At 43.8% G+C, this 24,855-nt stretch carries 37 protein-coding genes and 1 pseudogene; 23 read left to right on the forward strand and 15 right to left on the reverse strand.

Annotation, left to right across the window (positions count from 1 at the left end; genetic code table 11):
* The 22 genes and pseudogenes from D7V92_RS22015 to D7V92_RS04290 form a co-directional block, all read left to right on the forward strand.
* Positions 1-256, forward strand: a pseudogene (locus tag D7V92_RS22015) (hypothetical protein); the annotation flags it as partial.
* A 174-nt stretch (positions 257-430) separates the two neighbouring features.
* Entirely contained in the window at positions 431-1,267 is an 837-nt protein-coding gene (locus D7V92_RS04190) for a hypothetical protein (RefSeq protein ID WP_121772328.1), read from the forward strand.
* Positions 1,264-3,357: a DNA translocase FtsK gene (locus D7V92_RS04195; protein ID WP_121772329.1), complete on the forward strand. Its 2,094-nt coding sequence runs from the start codon at positions 1,264-1,266 to the stop codon at positions 3,355-3,357. The genes D7V92_RS04190 and D7V92_RS04195 overlap by 4 nt, the downstream gene beginning before the upstream one ends.
* A gap of 370 nt (positions 3,358-3,727) precedes the next feature.
* Positions 3,728-4,309 (forward strand): hypothetical protein, encoded by a 582-nt coding sequence (locus D7V92_RS04205; RefSeq protein WP_233572787.1) that lies wholly within the window; start codon positions 3,728-3,730, stop codon positions 4,307-4,309.
* Between the two features lie 388 nt (positions 4,310-4,697).
* The gene (locus D7V92_RS04210) at positions 4,698-5,141 is read left to right on the forward strand and encodes a recombination protein NinG (RefSeq protein WP_255420293.1); all 444 of its coding nucleotides are present in this window, start codon (positions 4,698-4,700) and stop codon (positions 5,139-5,141) included.
* A 199-nt stretch (positions 5,142-5,340) separates the two neighbouring features.
* Complete coding sequence (locus D7V92_RS22405) at positions 5,341-6,210, forward strand: Lin1244/Lin1753 domain-containing protein (protein ID WP_233572788.1); 870 nt, start codon at positions 5,341-5,343, stop codon at positions 6,208-6,210.
* Positions 6,173-6,865, forward strand: coding sequence for an AAA family ATPase (locus D7V92_RS04220; RefSeq protein ID WP_227211201.1), 693 nt, complete (start codon positions 6,173-6,175; stop codon positions 6,863-6,865). The genes D7V92_RS22405 and D7V92_RS04220 overlap by 38 nt, the downstream gene beginning before the upstream one ends.
* Position 6,866: 1 nt before the next feature.
* Positions 6,867-7,103 carry a DUF3678 domain-containing protein gene (locus tag D7V92_RS04225; protein ID WP_121772333.1) on the forward strand — a complete coding sequence of 79 codons (237 nt, stop codon included), beginning with the start codon at positions 6,867-6,869 and terminating at the stop codon, positions 7,101-7,103.
* Entirely contained in the window at positions 7,100-8,152 is a 1,053-nt protein-coding gene (dcm, locus tag D7V92_RS04230) for a DNA (cytosine-5-)-methyltransferase (protein ID WP_121772334.1), read from the forward strand. Before D7V92_RS04225 ends, dcm begins: the two co-directional genes overlap by 4 nt.
* Before the next feature lie 44 nt (positions 8,153-8,196).
* On the forward strand, positions 8,197-8,538 hold the full coding sequence (locus tag D7V92_RS04235; protein WP_147441511.1) for a hypothetical protein: 342 nt from the start codon (positions 8,197-8,199) through the stop codon (positions 8,536-8,538).
* 3 nt (positions 8,539-8,541) lie between these two features.
* Positions 8,542-8,691, forward strand: coding sequence for a hypothetical protein (locus D7V92_RS22020; protein WP_158598877.1), 150 nt, complete (start codon positions 8,542-8,544; stop codon positions 8,689-8,691).
* A gap of 2 nt (positions 8,692-8,693) precedes the next feature.
* Positions 8,694-8,996, forward strand: a complete 303-nt coding sequence (locus tag D7V92_RS04240) for a hypothetical protein (protein WP_121772336.1) — start codon at positions 8,694-8,696, stop codon at positions 8,994-8,996.
* Between the two features lies 1 nt (position 8,997).
* Positions 8,998-9,516, forward strand: coding sequence for a hypothetical protein (locus D7V92_RS04245; RefSeq protein WP_121772337.1), 519 nt, complete (start codon positions 8,998-9,000; stop codon positions 9,514-9,516).
* Between the two features lie 49 nt (positions 9,517-9,565).
* Complete coding sequence (locus D7V92_RS04250; RefSeq protein WP_233572789.1) at positions 9,566-9,997, forward strand: YopX family protein; 432 nt, start codon at positions 9,566-9,568, stop codon at positions 9,995-9,997.
* The gene (locus tag D7V92_RS04255) at positions 9,978-10,367 is read left to right on the forward strand and encodes an ASCH domain-containing protein (protein WP_121772339.1); all 390 of its coding nucleotides are present in this window, start codon (positions 9,978-9,980) and stop codon (positions 10,365-10,367) included. Before D7V92_RS04250 ends, D7V92_RS04255 begins: the two co-directional genes overlap by 20 nt.
* Positions 10,368-10,394: 27 nt before the next feature.
* Positions 10,395-10,727, forward strand: a complete 333-nt coding sequence (locus D7V92_RS04260) for a DUF551 domain-containing protein (RefSeq protein ID WP_233572790.1) — start codon at positions 10,395-10,397, stop codon at positions 10,725-10,727.
* Between the two features lie 42 nt (positions 10,728-10,769).
* Positions 10,770-11,225: a hypothetical protein gene (locus D7V92_RS04265; RefSeq protein WP_121772340.1), complete on the forward strand. Its 456-nt coding sequence runs from the start codon at positions 10,770-10,772 to the stop codon at positions 11,223-11,225.
* An 11-nt stretch (positions 11,226-11,236) separates the two neighbouring features.
* Complete coding sequence (locus D7V92_RS22160; protein ID WP_199718894.1) at positions 11,237-11,392, forward strand: hypothetical protein; 156 nt, start codon at positions 11,237-11,239, stop codon at positions 11,390-11,392.
* 136 nt (positions 11,393-11,528) lie between these two features.
* Entirely contained in the window at positions 11,529-11,831 is a 303-nt protein-coding gene (locus tag D7V92_RS04275) for a hypothetical protein (RefSeq protein ID WP_121772341.1), read from the forward strand.
* Positions 11,832-11,849: 18 nt separating this feature from the next.
* Positions 11,850-12,185 carry a hypothetical protein gene (locus D7V92_RS04280; protein WP_121772342.1) on the forward strand — a complete coding sequence of 112 codons (336 nt, stop codon included), beginning with the start codon at positions 11,850-11,852 and terminating at the stop codon, positions 12,183-12,185.
* Between the two features lie 13 nt (positions 12,186-12,198).
* Positions 12,199-12,417 (forward strand): hypothetical protein, encoded by a 219-nt coding sequence (locus D7V92_RS04285; RefSeq protein WP_121772343.1) that lies wholly within the window; start codon positions 12,199-12,201, stop codon positions 12,415-12,417.
* A 92-nt stretch (positions 12,418-12,509) separates the two neighbouring features.
* The gene (locus D7V92_RS04290; protein WP_121772344.1) at positions 12,510-15,056 is read left to right on the forward strand and encodes a hypothetical protein; all 2,547 of its coding nucleotides are present in this window, start codon (positions 12,510-12,512) and stop codon (positions 15,054-15,056) included.
* 30 nt (positions 15,057-15,086) lie between these two features.
* Here D7V92_RS04290 and D7V92_RS04295 read toward each other — a convergent pair whose 3' ends face one another.
* From D7V92_RS04295 to D7V92_RS04310, 4 genes are read right to left on the reverse strand one after another with little or no spacing between them, the layout of a single operon-like run.
* Positions 15,087-15,377: a hypothetical protein gene (locus D7V92_RS04295; RefSeq protein WP_147441512.1), complete on the reverse strand. Its 291-nt coding sequence runs from the start codon at positions 15,375-15,377 to the stop codon at positions 15,087-15,089.
* A 3-nt stretch (positions 15,378-15,380) separates the two neighbouring features.
* Positions 15,381-15,896: a hypothetical protein gene (locus D7V92_RS04300; RefSeq protein WP_121772346.1), complete on the reverse strand. Its 516-nt coding sequence runs from the start codon at positions 15,894-15,896 to the stop codon at positions 15,381-15,383.
* Positions 15,893-16,420 carry a hypothetical protein gene (locus D7V92_RS04305; RefSeq protein ID WP_121772347.1) on the reverse strand — a complete coding sequence of 176 codons (528 nt, stop codon included), beginning with the start codon at positions 16,418-16,420 and terminating at the stop codon, positions 15,893-15,895. Before D7V92_RS04305 ends, D7V92_RS04300 begins: the two co-directional genes overlap by 4 nt.
* Position 16,421: 1 nt before the next feature.
* Positions 16,422-16,865, reverse strand: a complete 444-nt coding sequence (locus D7V92_RS04310) for a hypothetical protein (RefSeq protein ID WP_121772348.1) — start codon at positions 16,863-16,865, stop codon at positions 16,422-16,424.
* A gap of 115 nt (positions 16,866-16,980) precedes the next feature.
* Between D7V92_RS04310 and D7V92_RS04315 the strand changes: the two genes are divergently transcribed.
* A complete protein-coding gene (locus D7V92_RS04315) occupies positions 16,981-18,942 on the forward strand; it encodes a hypothetical protein (RefSeq protein WP_121772349.1) in 1,962 nt (653 codons plus the stop codon).
* 164 nt (positions 18,943-19,106) lie between these two features.
* Here D7V92_RS04315 and D7V92_RS04320 read toward each other — a convergent pair whose 3' ends face one another.
* The 11 genes from D7V92_RS04320 to D7V92_RS04365 form a co-directional block, all read right to left on the reverse strand.
* Complete coding sequence (locus D7V92_RS04320; protein ID WP_121772350.1) at positions 19,107-19,598, reverse strand: hypothetical protein; 492 nt, start codon at positions 19,596-19,598, stop codon at positions 19,107-19,109.
* Between the two features lie 11 nt (positions 19,599-19,609).
* Positions 19,610-20,053, reverse strand: a complete 444-nt coding sequence (locus tag D7V92_RS04325; protein WP_121772351.1) for a hypothetical protein — start codon at positions 20,051-20,053, stop codon at positions 19,610-19,612.
* The gene (locus D7V92_RS22025) at positions 20,007-20,162 is read right to left on the reverse strand and encodes a hypothetical protein (RefSeq protein ID WP_158598878.1); all 156 of its coding nucleotides are present in this window, start codon (positions 20,160-20,162) and stop codon (positions 20,007-20,009) included. The genes D7V92_RS04325 and D7V92_RS22025 overlap by 47 nt, the downstream gene beginning before the upstream one ends.
* Positions 20,159-20,674 carry a hypothetical protein gene (locus tag D7V92_RS04330; RefSeq protein WP_121772352.1) on the reverse strand — a complete coding sequence of 172 codons (516 nt, stop codon included), beginning with the start codon at positions 20,672-20,674 and terminating at the stop codon, positions 20,159-20,161. Before D7V92_RS04330 ends, D7V92_RS22025 begins: the two co-directional genes overlap by 4 nt.
* 73 nt (positions 20,675-20,747) lie before the next feature.
* Complete coding sequence (locus D7V92_RS04335; protein WP_121772353.1) at positions 20,748-21,470, reverse strand: hypothetical protein; 723 nt, start codon at positions 21,468-21,470, stop codon at positions 20,748-20,750.
* A 188-nt stretch (positions 21,471-21,658) separates the two neighbouring features.
* Positions 21,659-22,063 (reverse strand): type II toxin-antitoxin system HicB family antitoxin, encoded by a 405-nt coding sequence (locus D7V92_RS04340; RefSeq protein ID WP_121772354.1) that lies wholly within the window; start codon positions 22,061-22,063, stop codon positions 21,659-21,661.
* Between the two features lie 95 nt (positions 22,064-22,158).
* Positions 22,159-22,371: a type II toxin-antitoxin system HicA family toxin gene (locus D7V92_RS22700; RefSeq protein ID WP_121772355.1), complete on the reverse strand. Its 213-nt coding sequence runs from the start codon at positions 22,369-22,371 to the stop codon at positions 22,159-22,161.
* Positions 22,372-22,522: 151 nt separating this feature from the next.
* Positions 22,523-22,813 (reverse strand): hypothetical protein, encoded by a 291-nt coding sequence (locus D7V92_RS04350; protein WP_121772356.1) that lies wholly within the window; start codon positions 22,811-22,813, stop codon positions 22,523-22,525.
* Between the two features lie 298 nt (positions 22,814-23,111).
* Positions 23,112-23,579 carry a DUF6808 domain-containing protein gene (locus D7V92_RS04355; protein WP_121772357.1) on the reverse strand — a complete coding sequence of 156 codons (468 nt, stop codon included), beginning with the start codon at positions 23,577-23,579 and terminating at the stop codon, positions 23,112-23,114.
* Positions 23,580-23,696: 117 nt separating this feature from the next.
* On the reverse strand, positions 23,697-24,401 hold the full coding sequence (locus tag D7V92_RS22165; RefSeq protein ID WP_199718895.1) for a DUF2829 domain-containing protein: 705 nt from the start codon (positions 24,399-24,401) through the stop codon (positions 23,697-23,699).
* 41 nt (positions 24,402-24,442) lie between these two features.
* The gene (locus D7V92_RS04365) at positions 24,443-24,853 is read right to left on the reverse strand and encodes a structural protein P5 (protein ID WP_121772358.1); all 411 of its coding nucleotides are present in this window, start codon (positions 24,851-24,853) and stop codon (positions 24,443-24,445) included.
* Positions 24,854-24,855: the final 2 nt, after the last annotated feature.

The following is a 24,855-nucleotide window of genomic DNA, read 5'->3' on the forward strand; positions in this document are numbered from 1 at the left end:
TGCCCAGATTGGTTCGTCCGGCAACGGTGCCCAGATTGACAGCACTGGCGAAGACTGTGTCATCATGTGCGCAGGTATTAACTCAGTAGCAAAAGCCTCAAAAGGATCATGGATAACACTATCCGAATGGTCTTATTCTGATAAAAAGCAAAGATATATCCCCGTTTGCGTAAAAACGGAATTTGTTGATGGGGAGAAGATAAAGGCGGATACATATTACAAATTAGATGGAGGGGTATTTAAAGAAATACAATAGTCCCAAGGCATTGCTTATCGGAGGATCGCATGAGAGACATCTACATCAAAGACCCCGACGGCGAACCGGAGTACGACGGGGAGGAGGAAACAGAATCCGAGGACGATCGGTATCAACAAGATTGGGAAACCAGCACTTTATATTGGTAAAGAAAATCATTCAAAATAAATAATCATGGAATCAAGCAGTTACGAGGTACTTCCAGTAGAAAGCCATGAAGTACAAATTTTACAGGCAGATGCGGTTGAGAGAGCAAACGTGGACTCACAAGTTGCGACCGCAAAAAGATATCCTAGGGATATCAGAAGGAGTATTGATAATTCCGTGGTAATGGCCACGATGAATCAAGACACGGCAAGGTCATGCAGTTACGCCTTGCCAAGAGGAGGGAAACCTATTACTGGCCCATCCGTACACCTCGCCAAGATAATCGTATCTAATTGGGGTAATATCAGGACGGAGGCCAAAGTTATCCAAATAACGGACAAGCAGATCATCAGCAGGGGTACATGCTGGGATCTGGAGACAAACGTAGCGTCCGCGTTCGAGGTTCGTAGGAGCATAGTGGATAGCAAGGGGAAACGTTACTCAGACGACATGATTACCGTCACCGGTAACGCCGCCAACTCCATAGCTTATCGCAATTCGGTATTCGCCGTTATCCCCAAGGCCATAGTGGACAGGGTCTACCAAGCCGCCCAGAAATTCATCACGGGGGATCTGTCCGACGCTGACAAGATATTAAAAACGAGAACTAATATCATCAACAAGTTCAAGAACGAGTACGCCATAACGGAAGAGGAGGTCATTAAACTATGCGGCAAACAGACCAGCAATCAGATAGGCCCCGACGAGATCGCCATGCTGATCGGGATCATACAAGCGTTAAAGGACGGGGATACCACGGTAAACGATCTAATCCTTCCAATTCGCGAGACAAAGAAAGATGTCGATCAAAAAAAGGAGACGATGAGACAGTCTAAAGGCAAAAACAAAGAGGACATGCCATGAACAAGTACTCATCCTATACCAACGCCGAGCTGGAGGAGCATTTATCAAACTACCTTATTGACTCTTGGAGTTACAGCAAGGTAGCCTCTTTCTCCCGGAACGAGAAGGAGTTCGAGAAACGGGAGATTTACCGGGAAAGATCCAGATCATCCTCCAGCACGGTAGCGGGTAACGCCTATCATTCGGCCTTGGAGTATTTCTTCATGGAGCTACAGCGCAAGGGGCAGATAATACCGATCACGGAAATGGAGAGGGTAGCGTTCTCATACATAGAGGAGGTACACCCGAATGATTGGAAGATACAGAAAACGACACCTACCGTAGAGGAATGCAAGATCGAGGCCACCAAGAGCGCCACGAGGCTTATCAATAACTTCTACGGGGAGAAGGATATCTATCTTTCCGGTATCAAGGAGATAATCGCCGTGGAATCAAGGTGCGAGGAATGGGTAACGATAAACGGGGTGGACATCCCCCTGCCCTGCCACGCTAGGCTAGACTTGGCGATAAGGACGGAAAGCGGTCGTACGGTCATCATAGACCATAAGTCAAGGGCCAAGTTCACCGATGACGAGGAGCTAACGTTTACCTGCGGGAAACAGGCAATGACCTACGTCAAGTGCTATGAGTCCCGCTTCGGGGAGAATGTTGACGAGGTATGGTTCGTGGAGAACAAGATCTCGAAAAACAAGGACGGCTCCTCCCAGTTGAAGAAATTCGTGATCAATCTCGATAACGACACGAGGAAGCTTTACGAGGCCATATTGTACGAGCCGCTAAAAAGGATGATAGAGGCCGTGTCCGATCCGGATTACGTGTACATGATCAACGATAGCGACAACTTCGTGGACAGGGCCGAGCTTTATAATTTCTGGGCCAAGACGCTGATAGCGGAGGTCGATGATTTCAACGTGCCCGAGTCAAAGAAGGAATTGATATCGAAGAGACAGAAAAAAATACGGGACGCTTCCCTTGGATCGGTAAACCCCAAGGTAATATCCGAGTTCAAGAGGAACGCTTCCTCATTCATTCAATATGATTTATCCAATAGTAATATGACAAACAGCGAGAAAATAGAGCATATCCTACGGACATTCGGGGTGATCGTGAACGTGTCCAAGGAGATTAACGGGTACTCGTCAGACACGTATCTGCTAGAGGTATCCGCTGGGACAAAGATCACGACAGTGATGAAATACAAGCTAGACATAGCGAACGCTCTGGACGTGCCATCCATAAGGATGGGTAACGAGCTTATGGTGTATGAGGGAAAATCCTACCTCTCCATAGAATCACCGAAGAAAAGAACCAAGTCCTTGTACTGGGACAAGAAGTATATCGACGGCATGAGGATTCCCATAGGAACGGATAACTTCGGAAGGCTCGTGGTGTGGGATCTCGATAACAACTCCACGCCTCACGCCTTGATTTGCGGAGCTACCGGTAGCGGTAAATCCGTGTGTATCATATCCACGATAGAATATGCCCGCTTAGCCGGTATCCGGGACATCGTAATTTTCGATCCGAAATACGAGTTCTGTAATTATTCCTCCGAGAAATACATAAAGGTCTATAATGATATAGAAGAAATAGAGGCCAAGATGAAAGAGCTCGTACAGGATATGCAGGAAAGGGCTAAATCGAGGGCATCATGGAAAACGCTGGTGGTGTTCGATGAGTTCGCCGACGCAGTAGCGTCCTCCCGTTCGGGAACGGAACTTGACATAAAGGAAATGGTCGAGGTTGGCCAGCGAAAGAACGCTTTCGGTTTCCTCGAGCCTAAAATGGAACTACGTACGGTTGGCCGTGAGAAGTCATTGGAGGAGAATCTGAAGATGTTGCTACAAAAGGGACGATCGCTTGGGTTCCGGATCATGGCGGCTACGCAAAGAGCGTCGGTTAACGTGATCACGGGAGACGCTAAGGTGAATTTCCCCGTACAGATTTGCTTCCGTGTACCCAAGGAGATTGATTCCAAGGTTGTCCTTGACGAGCCGGGAGCCGAGACGTTGGGCGGCATGGGGGACGGACTAATGAAATCTCCCGAGTATCTAGGTATCGTGAGGTTCCAAGGTTTTTATAAAAAATAACGGCCATGGTTAAAAGGTACCAGCTATCCGAGTCTTTCATTAAAACACTGTCCCGCCATCTATCAGTTATCCTAGAACACGTGGATTCCAAGGGAAGACCAAGGATAGCTGATACCGTAAGATTAGCCAAAAAGGATCTAAAGAAACTCGAGAAAATAATCCAAGATGAAAGAACTGATATTATGCCTCAATGAGGCATGTTCTAAAAGACATTGCCTTTGCCATCAACGGCAGAGGCATTGGACAGACCCGTCTAAAAAAGAAGGGGAAACTGTGAGGCCGGAATCGGCCTTACTTGACGGGAATACTCCTTGCAAAGGGTATGTCCCACAATACGAGAGAAGAAAATACAACATTAAATATTAATGATATGGGAAAGAGAAAAGAAGGTTCTTACAACTTTGACAAGAACGTACAAATGTTTTTGGCTTGCGCAAAAGACGATAACCGACCCGCTATGGAATGCGTATATTTCAAGGGAGATTGGGCCTACGCCAGTGACGGATATATTATCGTTAAAAACAGGATATCCGAATGCTCAAACCTTGACGAAGCCATGATACAGGCGTTAGACGGCAAATTACTGCATAGTCTATTTTTTAAGGACATGTTGAAATATGATGACATCCTTATCTCTGGTGACGGGATAGAGTGTCATAAGAAAAATGATAAGGCATTCTTCTATTTCGCGGATGAGAACTTAAAATATCCAGACGCAGAGAAAGTGATACAAAATTATCTGGCAAAACCCAGTGTTCCGCTTCCTCAAATATCCTTTAACATGGGCTTGTTCGACATAATGAGGAAAGCTTTATATGAATGCGATCGATGCACGGCTACTTTCAAGGGCGTTAACGATGCCATCATTTTTGACAGCATGGTAGAAAACGTAAGCAGTATCGGATTAATCATGCCTTTATACAATGAGTCATTAAATCAAGAAGCTAATTAATATTAGAGTGTGTTTTCCATAGTATTTGATTTAGGTTAGTTAATGATTATCCCCGCCGTCCGTGAGGATATGCGGGGCAAACACGGTGGTATGGCGAAATTGGTAGACGCAAGTTTGATAGCAAACCGTTATAAGAACTAGATCAATACCAGCTAAGTAGTGTCGTATGCCGTAAGGTACTGGGTTGTAATGAACGGATATTATTCCATTAATGGAATAGGATAGCTAGACTATCTAAAATGTAGCTCGTGCGGGTTCGAGTCCCGCTACCACCACAAATAACAAATCTAATTATGGAAACAATACAGAATTTAGATCATTTGGTAATGGCTATATACCTCATCACCGCGATACTAGGACTTATAGCAGTGATCTTGGCAGGATTCTTATTAATAAACGAAAAAAGAAAACATCCATGGGAAAAGTAAAGAACATAACCTCTTTAAAGAGCAGACTAGACCGTATATTCTCTGTATTTATAAGAATAAGGGATGCTGACGGCAACGGTTATTGCCGTTGCATAAGCTGTGGGAAGATCGTGCATTGGAAAGAGGCAGATTGCGGACATTTCGTCAACCGGTCACATATGGGTACCAGATACTGCGAGAGAAACTGCAACGCTCAATGCAGGTCTTGCAACCGTTTCGACGAGGGCAACAACATCGGTTATGCCAAGGGCTTGATAAATAAGTATGGCGTAAAAGTAATTAACGAGCTTGAGGTGAAAAAGCACTCTATCTCCAAACTCTCGGCATTCGATTACCAATTGATGATCGAAGATTACAAGAAACGAATAAAGGATTTGAGGGATCAGAAAGGCATAAAGGATTGAAATGGCGAAGAAACCTACCAAGCAACCCGAGCGTATCAGATGCGTCGATTGCGTGAACGGTAAGCCTCACAAGGGACTAGCTGTATGGTGCATAGTGCTAAATACCGGAAGAGTAGCTAATAGTCTTAGGTTTTGCGATGTATTCAAAAGGAAATTATGATTACATGATATAAAAAACATGCTTATGGAGAATTAGCGTATGGATACAAGGAAAGAGCTGACAAGCTATTTTCCGCACGATAGCAATGCCAGAAACTCAGATAAGCTGATTCGTTTACGAATGAGGCATAAAGCCGCCGGATATGGTGTTTTCTTCATGATATTAGAACGTCTTAGAGAGGAGCCAAACTATATGAGTGTCAAAGATTATAACATGATAGCCTTTGACCTTCGTGAGGACGCATCCTTAATAAAATCCGTCATTGAGGATTTCGGGTTATTTGTCTTTACCGAGGACGGTAAGTACTTCTACTCCGAGAGTTTCAAGCAAAGGATGGGATTCAAGGACGATAAATCAAGAAAACGATCAGAAGCCGGGAAGTTAGGCATGGCTAAAAGATGGGGAAATAACAATGTTATAACAAATCCGCAAAGCAACGATAACAATGTTATAACAAAAACGGATGAAATTGTAACAAGAAAAGGAAAGGAAAGGAAAGGAAATAAAAATAGAGAGAGTCTTAATACGCGTGAGACGCTTTTCGAGAATTTCAAGAATGAGTTATTGGGGAACGAGGAATGGCGCAGATACGCTTGCCAGATATCGGGATTGAGCGTCGCTTTCAATGACCTCATTCCCGGCGAGCTGGATAACTTCCTAGCTTGGATGGTATCCACCGGGGAGGGCGATACGCTAAAAACGATAGATGACGTTAAGAGACGATTCACCTATTGGTGGCAAGGAACAGGACTAAGGGCTTATAATCAAAGACATAATGGAGGAACAAGAAAAGAAACTTTCGGAGGCTATACAAGCCATGCGGGGGCCTACGGAAAAAGAGAGGCTCCAGCAAAAACAGGTGTTCAACCTAGTGAAGAAGCACGCAAGGACTATACAGAACGTTTCTAGGTACGATCTCTCGGACGATACGGAGTACATCAGCCACGCCCGGATGATAAAGGCGCTCGGTTGTAATTACCTAGGGATCGAGAGGCGGCAATTCGAGACAGACAGGGGGAATGACAAGGTTTTGAGATTCCTGTTGTATTATTTCAACGATTGCCCGTTGGCCGAGTCCGTATTCCCGGAGGAGAACTATAAGCTGCACAAGAACCTCCTTATCGTGGGAGATCCGGGAACGGGCAAAACGCTCATGATGCAGATATTCGCCGATTACCTGAAATTGACGGATAACCCCAAACGCTTCGTGAACCTATCCGTGACCCAGATGATGAACTATTACAAGATCCATGGTCACATAGACAGGTTCACGTACAACGAGGAGGCCGGGAAAGGGAGCATGGAAGGGAACCCGTTCGATATCTGCCTTAACGATATCGGTCTTGAGACGGAGAACCAGAAAAGCTACGGCACCAGCCTTAACAGCGTAATAGACGAGTTCCTATACGCGAGGTACGAGATATACCAGTCCCATCAGAAGAAGTATCATATCACTTCCAACCTGTCCGTCACGGATTTCAAGAATCGGTTCGGAACTAGACTGGTGGACAGGTTCAAGAGTTTTAACGTGATAATCCTAAACGGAGAAAGCAGGAGAAGATAACATGGAAATAACAGAGAGATTGAGAAACACCCCTACCGGGTTGATCGTGTTGGTAGGAGACATGAAAATTGTCGTGGAAAAGTACAGGCCTTACTACAACGGGCAGAACAAGATCCCGTGCAGGGGATGCGTCTTTCGGGACGAGGGAGCGAGATTCTGCGAATACTCATCTGCTTGCATGGCCCATCTGAGGCCGGATCACGAGAGCGTAGTTTTTGCTAAAACGAGAGAGACATGAATGTTTTATCCTTATTTGACGGAATGTCTTGTGGTAGGATCGCATTAAGAGAACTCGGGATTGAACCGGAGCATTATTATGCGAGCGAGATCGACAAGTTCGCCATATCCCAAACGAGGCTGAACTTCCCGGACACGATACATTTAGGGGACGTGACTAAGTGGAGGGAATGGGAGATAGATTGGGGAACGATAGATCTCATACTGGCAGGAAGTCCTTGCCAAGGATTCTCTTTCGCCGGCAAACAACTGGCTTTCGATGATCCTAGAAGCAAGCTCTTCTTCGTATTCGTGGACATACTGAGCCACGTGAAGGCATTGAACCCGGATGTGTTCTTCTTGCTTGAGAACGTAAACATGAAGAAAGAGCACATGCGGGTAATTACTGAGTATTGCGGTGTTCATCCAGTCAACATAAACTCAAATTTGGTGTCGGCCCAGAACCGGAACCGGTGGTATTGGACGAACATAAGGACAAAGAAGGTCGGACTGTTCGGGGAGATCCACTCCGACATACCGCAGCCAAAGGACGAGGGTATATTGTTAAGGGATATCTTGGAGGAAGAGGTTGACGAGAAATATTACTTGAGCGAGAAGGCCATCAGGTATATCTCAAACGATAAACGTATGGAGAAACGATTCACCCAGATCGACGGGGATAAAGCGGTCTCCTTGATGGCCGTTGGCACATGCAATAACACCGGAACCTTTATCTCGGTAAACGGGAAGGCACCATGCCAAAGAAGTTCGACCGGGAGATCCATAATGAGTGAGCGGCAAGAACGAAACCTGAAAGATCAAGGGGAGAAGGCGAACTCGTTATTGGCAACCTCATATAAGGGATCGCAAGCCAACGGGATGACCCTAGTAGAGACATCATCTATCCGGAGATTGACCCCGATCGAGTGCTCTAGGCTACAAACCGTTCCTGATTGGTACAAATGGGATTGCTCTGATACGCAGATATACCGTTTGTTAGGCAATGGATGGACTATCAAGGTTATACGACATATACTTAGTTTTCTAAAGAAAGACATTCATCATAGTTGAAAGATGCATTCATCTATGATGAGATAAATAAAAAAACAGAGAAAATGACAAATGAGGAATTGAAGAAATATAAACGGCCATTACCAATGGCATTTACGATGCTTCCGATCGATTTCATATATGAGCATATCGAGGATGAGCACGGAGTTTACGAGACGGGTATGTTCACCTACAAAGGAAAGGACATCCTCATAAATAAGGAAATGGGTGAATGGCATCTGTCCGTATCCGCCAATCACACGCTCGGATATTACGAGCTGAAAGAGATACGATACAAGTTCATGCCGGACAACATGCAGGTGGCGCAGATATTCCCTCCACGTAATGAATTTGTCAACCTACATGAGAATTGTTTCCACCTGTACCAAATCAAATTCGATAAATAAGTCATGAGAAATAAAGAACTAATAGCTCTTCTCCAAGAGCAAGACCCGGAAGCGGAGGTAATGATCCGCACGTCCGATGGAGAGTATGAGTACGATCCGGTGGATGTCACATGGGACGAAGAGATAGAATGTGTAATTATTCAGGAGGGGTAAATATGGAAGAGAAAATAAAACAATGTCCCGAGTTCCCCTTTTTCGGCGCATCTTATCCAGACGCAATATGCTGTGACGGCTATCTATGGGATCTTGACTCATATGATAGCGAGGTTGGGGGATTGACCATAGGCGGGGATGTCCCCTGCCCTTTCTGCAAGACCGAGGAGTTTATAGAGTACGACCCTTTTGGTTTATTATACGTAGGGAATGACAAGGAGAAAACACGTGAATGGTATTTTTCTTACATCGAAAAATTGAGGGAAGATATAGATAATAAGAAATATTTTAACAACGAATTATAATATGAATCAAATTTGTACGAATAAAGAACAATCATCCCGGCTATTAGAGGCCGGGATAAGACCGGAGACAGCAGACATGTATTTGGATGAGTTTGAATTGCCGGTCGCATTTGAATATGGCAGGGTTGAAAAGCATGTGGGTCAAGATATGGCATTCCCGGCTTGGTCTCTATCTAAGATGATAGAGATGTTACCTACAAATATTAATGGATATATTTTGAGTGTAGACTTCGAAAATAAAGGGGTAGAATATTCAATGACTAATTTTTGCGATAGACTTGACTATCTTTACATTAAAGGTTACGAAAACCTATTTGATGGTATAATTGATTGCATCGAATGGCTCATCAAGGAAGGACACCTTGACAAGAAATTCCTAACAGATAAATGCGGCGATTGCCGACTTATCGAGGATGAAGACGCTAACGGAAACGCTTGGTGCGCTTTCCATCAAAAACCGGTAAGGTGCGATAGCAAGGCTTGTAAGGATATTTTAGAGAAAGGAGAGTCAAATGCGTGAGATTAAATTCAGAGGAAAAAGTACGACAAGCGGGAAATGGGTACATGGTATGCTTACGACACTAAAGGATTTAGGGGCAGAAAAGCAAGATATGATAATCATAAAAAAGGAAGGAGTATTCAATGAAGGCTCTGCCTCTCCGTTTTTTATGGAATGGGATTACATTCATAAAGACACCGTAGGCCAGTTCACAGGCTTAAAAGACAAGAGCGGAAAGGAGATTTACGAGGGGGATTTAATAAAAGCTCCAAGCGGACGTATTTATGCCGTTATTTTCTCAACATGGAAATATGAAGAGAAAAGAGAATTTTTCAAAGTAATTGACATATACGAACATACAGGATGGTGCATATCCCTAGATGGGGTTAATCCATGTGAACTGCTGGACTTTGAGGTGTGCCAAGGATGTGTTATTGGAAATGTTTATGACAATCCCGAACTGCTGAAAGGAGGTGAAAAAAATGAAAGCAATAACTATTAAACAGCCTTGGGCAAGCCTTATCGTTTATGGACTGAAAGACATAGAAAATAGGAATTGGAAAACAAGCTACCGAGGGCGTGTCCTAATACACGCTGGAATGAAAGCTGATAATCATTGGTCTGCATCTATGACCATATGTAATAAGGTAGATGAGTTTCTTAGAGAAATTTCAAAAAGTGGTACAGATTGGAGCAATTATACTTTTAGCGCAATCATTGGTAGCGTTGAGATTGTGGATTGTGTCCAGAACCACCCATCGCCATGGGCTGAAAAGGATGTTTGGAATTGGGTACTTGCAAACCCTGTAATGTTTGACAAGCCGATAACAGGTGTGAAAGGCAAGCTTTCGTTTTGGGAATTTAAACAGTAAGTATTAACAATGGAAAGAGATATTGATATGAGACAGACGATAGAGGAAGCGGCAAAAGAATATTTAAGCCAGTTCCCATGGGAGGAAGGTGATAAACTAGCCTACCATATATGCGAGTTTGATTTTAAAGCTGGATTTAAAGCCGGTGCCGAATGGCAGGCAAATCAATCCCCGTGGGTAAGCGTGAAGGAACGATTGCCTGAAAATCAAGACATAGTCTTGGTTAGAGGTGAGTACGGAGGCAAAGCCACCGCTTATTTACATGGTGAGTATAGCGGCTTTATCGTTTACGGGGAGGACGCTTATAAGGTATTCGGGGAGATTACCCATTGGATGCCTATACCCGATCTTGAGGAATAGTATTAACCGAGCCTTCATGGGAAGGCTCATAATTAAAAAGATATGAATATAGGATACATAAGACAAAAAGAAAAGGAGCATGCCTGTGATTACTGGCTCATGCTTGCGTATCGTACGTTATTAGGACGTGCTAAGAATAGTCGAAAGCGTAAAGAATTAGCTCGAAAGATAATCCGTATATGCAAAGGAAAGGATAAACATATCATGGATATATCTGATGATTACAGGTTTTGGACAGCGAAGGAAATGTATGATTATATAGTTAAAGCAAAGAAAGTTGTATTGCTCATCATGTTTCTGTTAATGTTCTGTAGTTGTAGAACGTACAATGTATATCTTATAGATACAAATTCGGTACCGGTTTATTCCGCTCCGGTAAAGCCTCTTGCAAATAGATATACTTCCTCTTTTCAAAAGGCTGACAGTCTTTTTGAAAAGGTCTCTAAAGAAGCGGTTAAAGCCGCATACGAGAAAACAACGCATTTAATTTCAAATTAAAACATCTAATCATGGAGACTAAGATATGTAGAAAATGTGGCAAGGAATTGTCGATAGATAACTTTTATAAGGACAGATCAGCGGAGGATGGGCTTCGCTGCTACTGCAAGGCTTGTATAAAAGCCTATAATGCCTTTAAGAAGAACAATATAGGGGGGGTAAAATGACCCGGGTGTTCACGAACCCGGATCTGGCCACGATCAAGCCGAGGGAACTCATTGAAGAGTTGAAATCTAGAGGTTATAAGGGGACGCTCACCTACGAGCAAGTAATAACATTATAATGTAAATACAGTTGAAAATCATGGACGTATTTAACGATAATCCATTTGCCAAAGACACGCCCGTCACTCCGTTCTCGAATGGGACGGAAGCGCAATCGTGGCACGAATGTAATTGTGATAAGTGTATCAAGTATGAGAACCAATCCGAATCAGAGGAAAAAGCAAAATGCAAACTGGCATATCATATTGATTATGGGTTCGTGTTAGGAACTATCCCGCTTTGGGTTGCTAAGGAAATAGGGGTTAGATATGACCCTTTATATCAGACAGGGCGATTACACTCACAATGTCGTGAATTTAGGACTGGTGACGAACCTTTTTAATTGTCAACTAAGAAGAATATGAATAAAACAGATCGAATAGAACGTATTAGGAGAGATATTGACCTGCAAATTAGTTGTTACCATCATAGAATTGACATCCTCGATAAGAGGAGAAATAAACTCATAGGAATAAGCAAGAACATCTTTGATCCTCATGCCCTCATACCAATTTGGTATGATGACATTGAAGAGTGGATAAAAGGACATCCATTCCCCAAAACATGTATTGATATGGTGTATCAAAACAAAGAAATTGCTTTCAATAACTCTTTAGCGTGTAATACATATCAGATAGATTATCACATTGTAAAATGCAAACCTCGTGAATATTATATAGATAAGTATTTAAAATAAACAATTAGAAATCATGGAAGAAAACATCAAAGAGAAATCGATAAAACTAGCTATAGAGGCTATGAGGCCCTTACCGGTAAACTCTTTCGCCGGATATTGCAGCGTAGGCGATGATCGGTCTCCGGAAGAGAAGCATAAAGATGACATGAGATTCTGCAAGGAGTTCAATGAGCTTCAATCAGATATACTCATAACCTTGGCCTATAAGATAGAGACATTTCTTAATAGCTAAGGAATAAAACACATCAAGGCTACCTAAAAGCAATAGGTTTTGATCAATATGTCAAAACCTATTACTTATATCCTTTAATTTTATCGCAAAAAATGGAACAGCAAGATATTTCATTATCCTACGGGATACACCGTTCTCCATCTATCGGAAACGAGGGGGAATTATCAGAATGCGTAAATTTGATACCCAAGAATGGTGAGTTGGTGAATATACAGCCTCCGAAAGAATTAGGCATAACCCTTCCGGAAGGATCGATACTTATGTACGTGCATCGGACAAAGGATTTCCTTCACTATATCTTTTTCCAGACGAATGTTTTACGTTATGCGGATACGGACGGAACGACCCATCTTATTGGAGCGAACCAATATGACAAAATTCCCAAAGCTATCACGTCCATAGGAAACACCTTGATTGTAATAAGCGAAGATCCTACAAGATATTTACTTTGGGATGGAGAGTTTTATAAGGAATTAGGAGATAAGCCCCCCTTCCCTATCCTGTCATTCGGATTGGTAGGATCATTGGATAAGACCGAACAATTGTCCGTATCCGTTGATCCTCCCTATGATGGAGCCTTTACGGAAGATCAACTATCAACTATCAGTAATTCCGTGATGGGATATGTCTCAAAATTTATCAGGGAGAGAAGCGTGGATAGAGGCATGTTTATATATCCGTTCTTTATTCGTTACGCTTATAGACTATATGACGGAACGTCTTACATGCAATCAGCCCCGATACTGATGATACCATCGTCCGGAGTAACCCCTCACGTTCCGTTTACTATTGACGTGGACACAGAAGATTTTGACGCAAAGATCATTGTAAACTTCATTATATCCTCAGTGGTATGCTCCATTAATTACAAAGTCAGCGGAATGGGGAATCAAAGGGAATGGTGGAAGGACATAGTTAAAAGCCTTGATATATTCATAACGCCGCCAATATACACCTTTGATTATTATGGGGAGATTAATGGGGCGCAAAAGATATCAGACGATAACGGTTTCGGGGTGTACTCTATAGGTGGAGGATATTACAACAGGCATACATTCGAGGAAGCCTTGTCCATAGCCCTGCCGGGATCAGGTTATACCGATCAATTCGTCTTACCCGGAAAGTCCATGGATAATAAGGTGCCGGATAATTCATTGTTTTACAAAGTAGCAAGCATAACGTATGAGGACTTGTGCGGTTATAACGGGGGTGAAAGACGTTCTCTCACGTTAGAGGATAATGTGCTGGGATCGTTGCAAAATCGAGAGCAACTTGTTGACGCGGACGGGTACCAGAATTTAGATTGGCTAATACCTGATTATTCCTATACTTATAACCAGCGGTTAAATATAGCTAATATAAAAAGGATACTATTTGATGGTTATCCTCCGGAGTCCATGGTAACGTACAACGACGGTAGCAGCACGTTGAGCATAAAGGTTTTCATAAGAGAAGGAGAAAAAGATATCGTCGTTCAAACATCCTCCTCATATAACCTTGGTATCAATTTGCATTACCTATATTACCCCAACGCTAACGCATACAAGATGGTGATAACACGGAATTCGGACGGATACCAAGCGATCGTTACCCTCTCTCCGCATAACACGCTGAACGGGGCTTACTATTTCGACTCATACGCCCCGATCATATTTAAACCGGGCAGCGATAGCACACCAATATCAACGGACAAGTCGGTCAATATGCCAAACAAGATATATACGTCCGAGGTCAATAACCCGTTTTATTTCCCGTTGGCGGGAATAAACACGGTGGGAACCGGTGAGATCGTAGGTATCCGATCCACCACGAAAGCGCTGTCCCAAGGGCAATTCGGGCAGTTTCCCTTATACGCTTTCTCTTCCGATGGGATATGGGCCTTGCAATTATCGGACGCGGGATTGTATTCCTCCATCCAACCTATAAGCAGGGATGTTTGCAATAATCCGGATAGTATCACGCAACTGGATTCCTCGATAGTATTCAGTACCGAGCGTGGCCTTAAATTATTGCAAGGCTCCGATATCAGCCTTTTATCGTCATCCTTGGAAGGAGCAAATATTGATGAGACATTCTTTAATGTCAACCCGGATTTTAGCGATCTGTTCATCCCGGACACGGGAACTTTCGTAGAGACATTGCGAGCTTGTAAGATTGCCTATGATTATACGAATTCCCTATTGCATATTTATCCCAAAGGGACTAGAAAGCATTATGTATATTCTTTGGACACCGGGGAATTCTCCACTTTCGTAGGGGAAGAGGTCAAGGCCATGGCTCAAGATTATCCAAGCTCGGTAGTGCAAATAGGTAACGCCTTGTACTCACTGGAAAAATATGTCTCGGAAGAGACCAGAAAAGGCATAGCGATCACACGTGCCTTGACGTTAGGAGATCCTTTCTCTTTGAAGGTACTAGTCGATCTTAGGACGTTGGGTTTACGAAAGGATGAGTCCTCAAAAATCAAGATAGCGGTATTCGTAAGCGCGGATAGGAAAAATTGGTCTCGGCTTAAATCTCTTAGGCAAAGGGCTTTTAAATACTATCGGCTCGTTTATTTCTCAAACCTATATGATTTAGATACATTATCAGGAACCAGAGTAAGATTCGAGACTAGAAGGGATTGGAGGATGCGTTAAAGTACCCCTCGGCCTAGCCGAGGGTATATGTCATTTTTTTTGCTTGTAACTGGCCGCTACCTTCAACAACTCAATAGCGGAATTAGTGTTTTTAGCGTCCTCGAACTTTATAGAGGATACCTTTGGTACCACGAACTCACTAGCCTTTAAATAAACAGCGCATTTATCCTTATCCTTTAGCTTGAGGAAAGCTTTCTTGAACTCTTCCTGATTGTCGATTACGAAATCACGGAAAAAATTCTTTATCTCCGTGTTCTTATTCCGGGTTCCCTTCTCCCTTCCTCCCATCTTCATGTGACCATTCTCAAAACCTTTTCTCATGATCTATAATCTGAAATAAACATCCTTAACCTGTGTCTCCCTTGCCTCGTTTATGATATTTCTTCTATCCACCTCCTTTTGAGAGGCGTACATCTGTACCCTAGATGGATCTACCATCCTATACCAAAAAGACAATACGCTATCAACCACGAAACGGTGGATATAAACGGCCAATCTCCTCGGATCCCCACGCCATCCTCTTTCCATCACCAAGTTTATGATCCATTCCCTATCATCCTTCACCTCGTCCGTTACGGCACGGCTCTGAACCCAAGGTGAAAACGCCCGTAAATGGCCGGTAGCCTCCGACAACGCGTCATTCACTTGACGAAACATCCAATCCGCCGTTTCCTCTGAGGTCTCCAGCCCAGCTCTTTCCTTTCCGGGAAGGCCCGATACATCCCCTACCTTCCATGTCTCGAAATCCACGTCATACTCAATCTCGCACCTCAATAGCGTTATCGTTAACTCAAATCCACGCATATCGACACGTGGCTGTATGATTTTCCTGTCTCTCATATTTCTCCTGTTTCTATAATGACATCATCAACAATGACATCATCGATATCCTTAAACGGCTTCCTCTTGCACTTTCGCGGGGCTTTCCTTGAATAGGCGGTTTCCTCTATCATGGACGCTATTCCCTTTAACTCCTCCTCTAGCTTTCCGGCTAGTTCCTCAAAGTAAATCAGGCACCAATTCCAAAGGACGAACCACACCACGTATTTATGGGCCAAGGTCGCCAACGACTCGCCATCATATCCTCCACGACGATCCTTCATGCGCAACACCCAATTCACGGCATCGGTATCCAATGAGTCTTCCGAATCGCCGGGCATATCCTCCAAGATACCGGACAAGGAAACCTTTAAGGTCGCCACCGCCTCCTCTATCTTGCGTCTTATAAAAGTATCATCGGCCTCGTTATCATCGGACTGCGAGGAGAATCTTTTACCGGGATCCTCCTTTCTCATATCTCCCAGCCTCCACGTCCACTGGTCTATGTCATGCTTTAAATATGTCCAACCTAGATTTATGTCCATATCATGCTTTTTTTAATAGCGGGGGATTCTTCCTGTATATATTCTTCACGCACATAACGGACATATCCTCCCACAAAGATTTATAAACCCCTATCCTATCAGGCTTCCGATCGGAAAGCCAACTCATCATGGAATAACCTACCAGAGCGTCCAACAGGTTCTCGTCCAATTTCCTGTTGACATTCCAACGTGTATCCTCCGTCCTGACCTCCCATACGAACCCTTTTTCCGAATAAGCGGAAGAGGTTATGATTTTGGACATACCTTCCTCCAGCGACCTCGCCGCCTGTTCCATATATGTCCTTATAAGAGGCCTGTCCTGTTCCGTTATCTTTATCTTTAGATATAGGCTTTCCCCGCTATCCCCGACGAGATCACGTCCCTCGAAGCTGGATAGCATCTCGCATTTATCTATCGCCTTTATATATTCAAACTCATATGTCATTTGTGATCCTTTTCTGGCAAAAATAGGGCTTTAGGTATGATTATTTTGTTATTTTGGTTATTCTGACAAAACCAAGTCCTTTTATTCGATTTATTTGCGATTAAAAAGACCAATCATGAAACGACTTATTCCTAAATCTCGGTTTTCCCGACGCCCCACGACGGTTGACAGCGTCAAACACCGCATCAAGATATCAGGCACGGACAAGACCAACATACCTTTACTGTCTAGGTGCCAAAACGCTTGGGAAAACCTTAGCGATTTCAGGGCCACCCGTCTTCGTAATTTCCGTTACGTGTTCGGTGACCAATGGGGTGATATCGTGGTGGACAAGGACGGGGAAAGGGTGAAGGAACGCGATAGGATAGCGAGGCGTACGGGAGGGGTCGCTTTGCAGAACAATCATCTTTTCAAGATCGTAAATACTTTGGCGGGGTTATACGCAAAGACCGCTACCCTTCCCGTATGTTTCGCCCGGCAGAAAGACGCGGATACCAAGTCACAGATGATGACGGACGCTTTACAGACCAACTGGGAAAATAACCTTATGAAAGATGTCCTCACCTCTGAGATGATAGAGTTTATTTGCGGTGGATGCGCCGTGGTAACGGAAGAATGGTCTAGCCATGACGATATAGAGGACAGCTACACCTACGTGGTCAACCCTTCCTATTTCTTCTATGAGTCGAAAGCCAATGATCCAAGGCACTGGGATGATTCCTTGATCGGGGAGATCCGTGACTATACATTAGGCGAGCTGGCCTCGGTATTAGCGGAGTCCGAGTATGATTACAGGCAATTGGAGGAGATTTACTCACCTTGGCTCAATCGTATGGAAAATCTGGGAACCCAGCAGACGGATCGTTTCATGGACGAGTCTTTCGACACGCCTCCCGCCGCCGACCTGTGCCGGACCTACCATGTTTGGACACTGGAGAACAAGCCTAGATACCGTTGCGTGGATATCATGGACACCGATGATCCTATATACAGGATAGAGCTTAGCGATCTTCCTGTCATCAAGAGAGAGAACGAGGATCGTATGCGTATGGGAATGTCACAGGGATTACCTCCGGAGGAGATCCCATTGATAGAATACACCTATATAATAGATCAATATTGGCATTTCCAAATGCTATCACCGGACGGACGTGTACTTACCGAGTATGACACGCCTTATGAATATAAGTCTCACCCCTATATTTACAAGCTACACTATTTGGTGAATGGACGGACAGTTCCTTTTATTTCCGTTATCATAGATCAGCAACGATACATCAACCGGCTGATCATGCTTAACGACTTGGCTATCCAATCAGCGGTAAAGGGAGTAAAGATGATCCCTAAAGACTCCGTTCCGGACGGGATGTCCAATCGTGAGTTCGCCGAGCAATTCGTTGAGATCGGATCATTTATTTTTTATGAGCCGTCCAAGAGCGGGAACAAACCGGAAGTCATAACATCGAACTCTACCAATATCGGTACCACGGAGCTATTGCAATTACAATTGAGTTTCATAAACGATATAACGTCCGTGTCGGAAGCCTTGCAAGGGAAAACCCCGTCGGGATCAACAGCGGCAAGCAGATATGCCATGGAAACACAGAACTCCACTACATCTATCGCTACGTTACTAACCAAGTTCTCCACGTTCGAGGCCGAGATCGCTCGTAAAAAGATGAAAACGATCCATCAATATTATCAATCCCCAAGGAACATATCGATGGAGAGATCAGCGGGTTATGCCACTTATAATGAGTATGACCCGAAGACAGTCCAAGATATAGATTTCAAGGTCAATATCAAGGAATCCGCTGAATCTCCGGTAGCGAGAATGATGTTAAACGACTTGGTGAAGGAATTATGGATGGCCGGAGCCATTTCTGCGGAGCAAATGTTATCACTATCATATTACCCCGGATCAGACCAGATACTTCAGTCCATTCAATCCAACAAACAAGTGGTTGAGCAAGGTGGTAATATCCAAGGTGTCCCAGCTGATCAAATGAACGCAATCAACGGACAGGTTAATCAAGATGCGCTCAATAAGGCACGACAAGCCTTGATGTCAGCATAGAGGATAAAGTGTAATATCACTTTCTTTTCCCTTCTATGCTCATTAGGTGCCTTATCCTAGCCTTAATCTCATGAAAGTTTATAGGCTCGAACGACAACGATTCTATAAGGCGGTCTATCTCCCGTCTTACAGAATCGTTTCTTTTCTTGTTATGTGATCGTGTCTTAGTCATCCATGGCACACATATAAATCCAAACCTTGCCTTCAGGAGCGTCATCGTCAAGGAAATAGAAATTTATAGCGTCCTCGATGATTTTCTTTTCAGCGTCATGGTCAAACCATTCCGTGAATTTAATCTCCTTGTCATGCCAGTTCGCGTTAAGAGCAACGTACACGTCCCATATGTTGGTATTTCCCGGTATGCTCATGCCTTTTATAGCGGTAGCCACCTGCTCCATATTCCAGTGCTCACCTTTATGTTCTCCCGCCTTGCCTTTATGACGCATTGCCGCCACGTCCATCCTAGCAAAGCACTCATTATAATGAGGCCCACAAAAAACCTCATGTAAATCACGCATAGCCTCGTCATACGCTTCCGGGTCTTTCTCCCTTAACTTTTCCATAGCCTCCTCCATCACGTCTATGGAGGCCCACATCTTCTTCTCGGAGCCTAGTCCCTTGGCTTGGTACTCCCTTATCTGTTCCTTGTATCTCATATCTCATATTATTATTCGGTAAATATTGATTTCAACTCCAAAAAATCCGCTTCCGTTATACGGATAGCGTTAGTGTCACCAAGGATAAAATTCATGAGTCCGTTATCTGGAAGCTCTATCAAGATGGAGCCTTCCCCGATCGTACCCTTGATAAATCCTTGCTCAAACTTATACGGCTTCATGCTCTTGAATACGTTCATGGCGTCATCGAATAGCTCTTCCTTATCGTAGTTTCCGTTCTCGTCGGCCACGAACAACATGAATCCCTCCACCTTCTCCGTGATCTCCTTGTCCTTTTGTACAATGATGTTATGGACACCCCTTTTCAGATACTTGCCAAGGGGCTTGAATGCCGTGTTCCCGGAGACGAAAGAGTCAACCCTTTCCTCCGCCCATATCTCAACCGAGTTAATTAGCCTGCTTTTTAGCTCTAGAGCTTGTTGCTTTAGTTCCATATGACTCTTTCTTTAATTGTTCCACTTCCTCTCTCAAGGTATTGATAGCATACCCTTGTCTCTTGACCTTATCGATCAATTCGATAAGCATACCTTCCTCACGTGTCATTTCTTACCTCCTTTTCCGCTATTCTTCAATTTAAGGAAGTCGGCGTATGGCATATCGGCGTATTTGGCCGTGTACTCAGCGAACAACGCCATGTTCTTGTTAACCTCCTCTGAGGCCGATTTCTTTATCTTCTTGGCCATTCCCAACAATTCCTCCAAGGCGGCCTTGCCATCCTTGCTCTCCTCCACCAACGGACGCATGACGCGCATGTATTCACGGTTAAGGATAGCCATTACCTTCTGGTAGGACTGTTGATACTCAGGATTGTTATTGACCATTTCGAACTCGCTATCCGACATCTCGCTAACGAGCTTATCTATCTCGTCCCACACCGGATTACGGCTTTGGGCCTGTTGCGCAGAAGGGTTAAGCATACGTTGCTTCTGAATCTCCATCTGTTGCTGCGCTTGCTGGAGACGCTGAATGTTTGCTTCTATCTCGCTTATATTCGGATTATAAGGGTTGCTACCTAATACAGGGTCACTCCCCCCTAAAAAAACATTTGTCTGCATGATAATACTGTTAGTGGTTAAAAAAAGGAAAGCGGCAAGCGCCCCCTAGGGAGCACAAGCCACTAACTTTACCTTAAGCCGTAGGTGCCGGAGCGGATGCCGGGCATGAGCACGGATTGTAGCTAGGATAGCCTGTTACCGTAGGGGTATTTGGCAATACCAATTCTCCCGTGATCATACGGCTGGTTCTACGATCGGTGTAATTGACACTAGCCGTGAACGCCTTCTCGATCTCGCATTGAAGCAACTTGTCTTGGTAAGGACGAATCGCCGAACCTACAGCCACCTGACACCTCAATTCATCGATCTGAGCCTTCAAGACATCGAACTGGTCTCTTTGGTTCTTGTATAGACCAAAATCAGCGTCTACCTGTGACTTGTACAATCCGAAATCAGCGTCTACCTGTGACTTCCACAAGGCGAATTTCTCGGCGATATCCGTCTGGCGGTGATCGTAATCGGCTTGCATACCTGAGACTTTCAATCCCCACATTGCGTTTGTAAGCGATAACGCCTCCTCACAGCCCTTTTCCCAAGCCATGAACGCAGTCGGAGCGCCTACCCCGGAACCACCACCGCCTCCTGTGGTCGTGTTGATGTTAACGTTCTCTGGCATACCGGCTCCCCAGCCACCGCCGAACAAGCCGCCACGGTTACGTGACACCGCCCAAGCTCCAAGAGCCGTACCAATGATACCCAATGTCAAGCCGGCGTTACCCACGCCCTTGCTTGCGTAATCCTTGTGCTCATCCTCATGGACGATCTCTTTCTCCTTAATAATTTTCTCTGCTTCCATATATCATGAATTTTATGGTTATTCCGGGTTATCCCGGACACCACAAAAATCCAGAGAAGTGCCTTGCTAAATAAATATCTCCTTGCTAGCTTGTTGCGAGGTTGTTGCTAGTTCTTTGCGGAAGGGAATGAGACAAAAAAAGCCCCCAGATTTTTGGGGGCCATAGGAAGCATAAGGATAGCGGTTAATTATAAATTTATAGCCAATAATTCTTCTCCTAGTTTATGAAGGGCATTTTCTAATTTAACGGTTTGTTCTGGGCGTGGGTTACGCAAACCTGACGCATAATGCCATAATTGTTTTTGGTTTATGCCCGTAATACGCTCTAATCCTGCTTTGGTGAATATCTTTGAATAGAAATCCAAAAGAGATTTAACATCCATTTTAAACGCCAAACAATACTCACCCTTAAGCGCCTCTGGAATGGTATCGCCAAACTCATTACATTCATCTATTAGCACGTTAATAGAATCAATTATACATTTTTTTATTTCTTCCACGCTTTTACCTGTTGCCACGATGCCATCCACTTCTTGCAGATATGCCGAGTAATTATTCTCGGTTCTCTCGATTATAACAGTCAACGTTTTCATCTTGATATTTTTTTTAGGTTCATGTTTGCAAATTTATCACTCATCCAAAATGAAAGCAGGACTGGCTATATGTCCTGCTATCCATTGGATGTTAATCAAATTTTATCAAAGTCAGACTCGCTTAGCCCGGCTTGTTTTAATATTGATTTTAGCGTACCGATTGCTAGATCGTCACTAGGACTCCCCGGAATAGGAATAGAACGGGGTTCTCCGTCTTTCCTGAATATCCTGTGATCTCCTCTAGTTCTTATGTGCGCCCATCCATTCGCTTCCAATAAGGCCATAACAGCCTTGATCTTTCTTACCATGTGCTAATCCTTTTGGTTAATAAAATCATCATCTTGGATGAATGAACGCACAAAGATAACTATTTTTCTATCACCTACAATGTTTTCGGTAACTTTTTTTCTATCATTAGTATAACATTTGAACTTTGAAAAAGTTGTAATATAATCATAACTATTCATTTATGTTATCTTTAACGCTCTCCACCGTCCTCCTCAGGTAGTAACTTCTCCTTATTCTGTCCGGGTACAAGTTACGCATCCTGTTGACCGCCTGCCTCGTCATCCCCGTCAGATCGGATATGATATTGTCGCTCAACTTGCGATCGGCCAGTATGGTTATAGCCACTCCCCTAGCGTCAACGTTCCTCTCCTTATTGTTGCTAAACATCATTACCGGATCGGTTCCGCACTCCTTGCAGACAGCCTCTATCACTTTTTTGTAAAAAATTTCCACCTTATTCATAAACTTTTTATTTCGTGGTTTGTTTTACTATCAAAGCCGGGCACAAAAAATGCACGGCAGAAAGACATATAAGAATCTTCCCGTCGTGCGTGGCATGAAAAAATAATCAAACTTCCGATCCGATTATTTAGGGAAGATTCTTTTTTCTTCATCTTCCCTTTCCGGTTCGTTCTCACGAAGTCACCATCAAACTAATATTAAATTAACCATGAACAAAAAAACGTCAACCCTTGTTATTCATATGACGAATTATTATTACTAGTTAATAGGGGCTTCCCGGACGTGAGTCATGGAGGCCTCACCAAATCCTGCAGAATCCACCCAATCCAACGTAAGGTGATAGTCCATGTTTCCCGATCCCATAACCGGCAATAACACCTATTCCCCATCTACGGGGGGTGATCGTCTTGGTTATATACTCAGTCCTTCTATAAACCTCGATGTAATCAAGATTAGGCTTATAGCCGGATATCGACAGACGGTAATCATCCGTCTTGTACTCCTTTTGAGTTATCGGTACCGGAACATATACAGGTTCCTTTACCGTGTCACCGTCCAACGTGATATAAACAGGGAACGGCTCAGGTATTGTTCGTACCAGTGTCTCATAAACCGGGTACGGGATGCTGTCATGTATCGTATCCACCTTGGTGAACGTGTCGGTCTTGGATATCGAATCACTGGCCACATCCCCCCGGATATGGTAGCCAGCCGTGAAACTGGCTACCAAGCACACTAGTATTAATATTACTTGCCAAGGTTTCATAGCTATATTATTAACCTGTTCCTAAAATGATTATCATTAAAATTGTAAACAAGACTACTATAAATTTAAACTCCGCCCAATCCCCGAATAGTTTTTCTAGGATATCATGAAACAAATTCATGCTACAATCCCCCAATCTTCAGCAAACACATCGCTGATAGACGGAACCCATGAATCCGCACATCCAGTGTTCTCGTTATAGATAAGGCATTGATTGGTATAGTCAATGAACCCTTTGCCTTTCAGAATAAGGTCTTTTGCAGATTGTGGAAGCGATTGCATCTTATGAATGATTTCGCTTTCGATATGTGCAGGAACTTGCTTGAATACCATCAAGCCTTTGCCGTTCCAGCCATCACGCCTAATAGCTAATCCAGCTTTTAGGTATTCAATAGCTTGACCAAAATTAAGGCTACAACTTCCTCCGATGCCTGTTTCCATCTTTGTAGCTCTTTGATTTAGGATCTGCCAATAATTGCACATCATTCTGTATTGGACTTTAAGCATACCTTGCATAACGCTATCAAATTCATTGAATTTATCGCTTTCAATAAACGAAGCAAGCCCGCTAAATTTCTTGCATAGCTCATCTGATTCAATTTTCATCCTATTCAAAGGAGTTTCAGTAAGTTTATACGCCTCCTCAAATGGCTCTGCTGGACTCCATGACTCGTAACCGTCTTGATACTTCACATGATATCCAGCATTTGACTTCTCGCTTTCGTTAGGTACTCTTCCCGCTTTAAGCAATCCTTTCTCAAAAGCTTCGCCCATTGTCATAGGTTCTGCTTCAATCTGTTTTGTTCCAATATATTTTTTCATCTTATTTTACGCTTACCTTTACAGCGTTAGGTCTTATATTATTAAAGTAAATTCCACCCAGCTATAACATCCGACATATCAGCCTCTCTGCCATTCTCAACCTTGCTCATCCCGGCCACGATCCGGATCATCTGCTCACGATCGTTGATGTTGATAGGATCATCAGCCGGGATACCGGCGTAATCGGATACGGCCTTAACGTAAGCGTCCGTATCGTTCTCGTTTTCCGGTGCCCAGCGACCGATCATCTTGTGGATCGTGTCCAGTTTGTAGTTCTTGTAATAATTTGACAAAATCCGGAATATGGCACGATAGCCATAAGCCATCGTTTCGAATTGTTTAAATGACTTGTCCTTGCTAGGTCGTATCTCGCCTTGGAACAAGTCTCCGTTGATCCGGATGTTTCCCGGGTTGTTGTTTCTCAAACCTCTAGGTATTTTTTTCTCTGCCATTG

This window comes from Parabacteroides sp. CH2-D42-20 (assembly GCF_003670185.1).
Classification (GTDB): Bacteria; Bacteroidota; Bacteroidia; order Bacteroidales; family Tannerellaceae; genus Parabacteroides; species Parabacteroides distasonis.

Excerpts from the sequence above, each read along its gene's own strand:
- D7V92_RS04190 (WP_121772328.1), top strand. The coding sequence starts at position 431 with ATGGAATCAAGCAGTTACGAGGTACTTCCAGTAGAAAGCCATGAAGTA.
- D7V92_RS04195 (WP_121772329.1), top strand. The coding sequence starts at position 1,264 with ATGAACAAGTACTCATCCTATACCAACGCCGAGCTGGAGGAGCATTTA.
- D7V92_RS04205 (WP_233572787.1), top strand. The coding sequence starts at position 3,728 with ATGGGAAAGAGAAAAGAAGGTTCTTACAACTTTGACAAGAACGTACAA.
- D7V92_RS22405 (WP_233572788.1), top strand. The coding sequence starts at position 5,341 with ATGGATACAAGGAAAGAGCTGACAAGCTATTTTCCGCACGATAGCAAT.
- D7V92_RS04225 (WP_121772333.1), top strand. The coding sequence starts at position 6,867 with ATGGAAATAACAGAGAGATTGAGAAACACCCCTACCGGGTTGATCGTG.
- dcm (WP_121772334.1), top strand. The coding sequence starts at position 7,100 with ATGAATGTTTTATCCTTATTTGACGGAATGTCTTGTGGTAGGATCGCA.
- D7V92_RS04235 (WP_147441511.1), top strand. The coding sequence starts at position 8,197 with ATGACAAATGAGGAATTGAAGAAATATAAACGGCCATTACCAATGGCA.
- D7V92_RS22020 (WP_158598877.1), top strand. The coding sequence starts at position 8,542 with ATGAGAAATAAAGAACTAATAGCTCTTCTCCAAGAGCAAGACCCGGAA.
- D7V92_RS04240 (WP_121772336.1), top strand. The coding sequence starts at position 8,694 with ATGGAAGAGAAAATAAAACAATGTCCCGAGTTCCCCTTTTTCGGCGCA.
- D7V92_RS04245 (WP_121772337.1), top strand. The coding sequence starts at position 8,998 with ATGAATCAAATTTGTACGAATAAAGAACAATCATCCCGGCTATTAGAG.
- D7V92_RS04250 (WP_233572789.1), top strand. The coding sequence starts at position 9,566 with ATGCTTACGACACTAAAGGATTTAGGGGCAGAAAAGCAAGATATGATA.
- D7V92_RS04255 (WP_121772339.1), top strand. The coding sequence starts at position 9,978 with ATGAAAGCAATAACTATTAAACAGCCTTGGGCAAGCCTTATCGTTTAT.
- D7V92_RS04260 (WP_233572790.1), top strand. The coding sequence starts at position 10,395 with ATGAGACAGACGATAGAGGAAGCGGCAAAAGAATATTTAAGCCAGTTC.
- D7V92_RS04265 (WP_121772340.1), top strand. The coding sequence starts at position 10,770 with ATGAATATAGGATACATAAGACAAAAAGAAAAGGAGCATGCCTGTGAT.
- D7V92_RS22160 (WP_199718894.1), top strand. The coding sequence starts at position 11,237 with ATGGAGACTAAGATATGTAGAAAATGTGGCAAGGAATTGTCGATAGAT.
- D7V92_RS04275 (WP_121772341.1), top strand. The coding sequence starts at position 11,529 with ATGGACGTATTTAACGATAATCCATTTGCCAAAGACACGCCCGTCACT.
- D7V92_RS04280 (WP_121772342.1), top strand. The coding sequence starts at position 11,850 with ATGAATAAAACAGATCGAATAGAACGTATTAGGAGAGATATTGACCTG.
- D7V92_RS04285 (WP_121772343.1), top strand. The coding sequence starts at position 12,199 with ATGGAAGAAAACATCAAAGAGAAATCGATAAAACTAGCTATAGAGGCT.
- D7V92_RS04290 (WP_121772344.1), top strand. The coding sequence starts at position 12,510 with ATGGAACAGCAAGATATTTCATTATCCTACGGGATACACCGTTCTCCA.
- D7V92_RS04295 (WP_147441512.1), bottom strand. The coding sequence starts at position 15,377 with ATGAGAAAAGGTTTTGAGAATGGTCACATGAAGATGGGAGGAAGGGAG.
- D7V92_RS04300 (WP_121772346.1), bottom strand. The coding sequence starts at position 15,896 with ATGAGAGACAGGAAAATCATACAGCCACGTGTCGATATGCGTGGATTT.
- D7V92_RS04305 (WP_121772347.1), bottom strand. The coding sequence starts at position 16,420 with ATGGACATAAATCTAGGTTGGACATATTTAAAGCATGACATAGACCAG.
- D7V92_RS04310 (WP_121772348.1), bottom strand. The coding sequence starts at position 16,865 with ATGACATATGAGTTTGAATATATAAAGGCGATAGATAAATGCGAGATG.
- D7V92_RS04315 (WP_121772349.1), top strand. The coding sequence starts at position 16,981 with ATGAAACGACTTATTCCTAAATCTCGGTTTTCCCGACGCCCCACGACG.
- D7V92_RS04320 (WP_121772350.1), bottom strand. The coding sequence starts at position 19,598 with ATGAGATACAAGGAACAGATAAGGGAGTACCAAGCCAAGGGACTAGGC.
- D7V92_RS04325 (WP_121772351.1), bottom strand. The coding sequence starts at position 20,053 with ATGGAACTAAAGCAACAAGCTCTAGAGCTAAAAAGCAGGCTAATTAAC.
- D7V92_RS22025 (WP_158598878.1), bottom strand. The coding sequence starts at position 20,162 with ATGACACGTGAGGAAGGTATGCTTATCGAATTGATCGATAAGGTCAAG.
- D7V92_RS04330 (WP_121772352.1), bottom strand. The coding sequence starts at position 20,674 with ATGCAGACAAATGTTTTTTTAGGGGGGAGTGACCCTGTATTAGGTAGC.
- D7V92_RS04335 (WP_121772353.1), bottom strand. The coding sequence starts at position 21,470 with ATGGAAGCAGAGAAAATTATTAAGGAGAAAGAGATCGTCCATGAGGAT.
- D7V92_RS04340 (WP_121772354.1), bottom strand. The coding sequence starts at position 22,063 with ATGAAAACGTTGACTGTTATAATCGAGAGAACCGAGAATAATTACTCG.
- D7V92_RS22700 (WP_121772355.1), bottom strand. The coding sequence starts at position 22,371 with ATGGTAAGAAAGATCAAGGCTGTTATGGCCTTATTGGAAGCGAATGGA.
- D7V92_RS04350 (WP_121772356.1), bottom strand. The coding sequence starts at position 22,813 with ATGAATAAGGTGGAAATTTTTTACAAAAAAGTGATAGAGGCTGTCTGC.
- D7V92_RS04355 (WP_121772357.1), bottom strand. The coding sequence starts at position 23,579 with ATGAAACCTTGGCAAGTAATATTAATACTAGTGTGCTTGGTAGCCAGT.
- D7V92_RS22165 (WP_199718895.1), bottom strand. The coding sequence starts at position 24,401 with ATGAAAAAATATATTGGAACAAAACAGATTGAAGCAGAACCTATGACA.
- D7V92_RS04365 (WP_121772358.1), bottom strand. The coding sequence starts at position 24,853 with ATGGCAGAGAAAAAAATACCTAGAGGTTTGAGAAACAACAACCCGGGA.